Below are 1,385 nucleotides of genomic sequence, written 5' to 3'. Positions count from 1 at the left end.
CCCACCTGCCCGCCGCATGAGCGCGCCCGGCCGCGCCGGCCGCAGGAAGCCCCTGCGGGAAGAAGCCGGCGTCATCCCGCCCCCGGGCAGCCTCCTGGAATGGAGTGACGGCCGCCATTTCGACCACTACGGCGAGCGTCCGTGCGTGCTGTGCGGAGGGCTCACACCGCTGCGCTCCCACCAGGGCGAGCCTGCCCACAAGGCGTGTGCAGAGGACTGGATCACGGACAACCCGGTCGAGAGCCGTCGCGGCCGGTTTGCCTCCGACATCCAGACCAAGAGCAGCACGAAGCACGGCGACCATGCCTGAGCCGCTGCCCCTCGATGCGCCACCGGACCGGGCCCGCACCTGCCCCGAGCCATTCGGTCCCCGGACGTTCACGCCGGACCTGGTGGCGCAGATCCGCCAACAATTCCCCTCCCTCACCCCGCAGTTCCCGGAGGCCACCTCATGAGCTACACCGGCGCCAGGCCGACCGACGTCGCCGACCCCGACCCGCGTTTCCCGTTTCCCCACCGCCCAACCCCGCCCCGCTGCCAGGCGGAACCGATCCTGTTCGACTTCGCCAACGGCGACCGCAGCGAGGACAGGCAGGCGACGGAGAAGCGGCTGGAGAAGGCGCGCCGGGCCTGCTCCGACTGCCCCATCGTCCGGGACTGCCTGCGCTGGGCACTGGTCAACAAACCGCTCACCAAGACCGGGGTGTTCGCGGCCACCACCCCCAGCCAGCGCACCATCCTGCGCAAACGACTGGCCGACCGGCTCGGACCGGACTGGATCGACGTCCTCGCCCGCCAGGACCAGACGCGCCGCGAACAGGCCGCCGCCGCCCGGCACACGCCCCCGACCGTCGACCAGGCCCGCATCCTGCGCCTGGACCGCGAGGTCAACGGGCCGATGCCGCTGCACCGGCTGGTCACTCCCGAGCAGCAGGAACGCAACCGCACCCGCCTCCTGGCCGGTCTCACCGCCGCGTAGGGGCGTGATGTACACCGCCACCATCCCCACCAACAGGAAAGACATCCATGACTGACGCCAACACCCCGCCCCGCCCGCCGGTTGTCGTACTGTGCGGCTCGACCCGGTACTGGGACGCGCTCGCCGAAGCCGCGCTGTGCGAGACGGCGGCCGGCCGGATCGTCCTCGCCCCCGGCTGCAACCTCAAACAGCCTCACCCCCTGTGGGACACCCCGGAGAAATCTGAGTGGCTCAAGCAGGTCCTGGACGACCTCCATCTCCGGAATATCGACCTCGCTGACTATGTCTTGGTGGTCAACCCCGGCGGCTACATCGGCGAGAGCACCCGCCGCGAGATCGACTACGCCCGCAGCCTCGGCAAGCCGATCCGCTACACCCACCCGACCCCCGGTCATCCCTGACAACG

2 protein-coding genes and 1 pseudogene are annotated in these 1,385 nt (G+C 70.6%); all 3 read left to right on the top strand.

Annotated features, from left to right (window positions below; translation table 11 throughout):
• Positions 1-310 (top strand): annotated as a pseudogene (locus ACFWI9_RS34250) (hypothetical protein); the annotation flags it as partial.
• Between the two features lie 141 nt (positions 311-451).
• The gene (locus tag ACFWI9_RS34245) at positions 452-979 is read left to right on the top strand and encodes a WhiB family transcriptional regulator (protein ID WP_387169198.1); all 528 of its coding nucleotides are present in this window, start codon (positions 452-454) and stop codon (positions 977-979) included.
• Positions 980-1,026: 47 nt separating this feature from the next.
• Positions 1,027-1,380, top strand: a complete 354-nt coding sequence (locus tag ACFWI9_RS34240; protein ID WP_387169196.1) for a hypothetical protein — start codon at positions 1,027-1,029, stop codon at positions 1,378-1,380.
• Positions 1,381-1,385: the final 5 nt, after the last annotated feature.

Source organism: Streptomyces sp. NPDC127084 (assembly GCF_042724175.1).
Taxonomy (GTDB): domain Bacteria; phylum Actinomycetota; class Actinomycetes; order Streptomycetales; family Streptomycetaceae; genus Streptomyces.
This window is presented reverse-complemented; position numbering and strand designations above follow the sequence as displayed.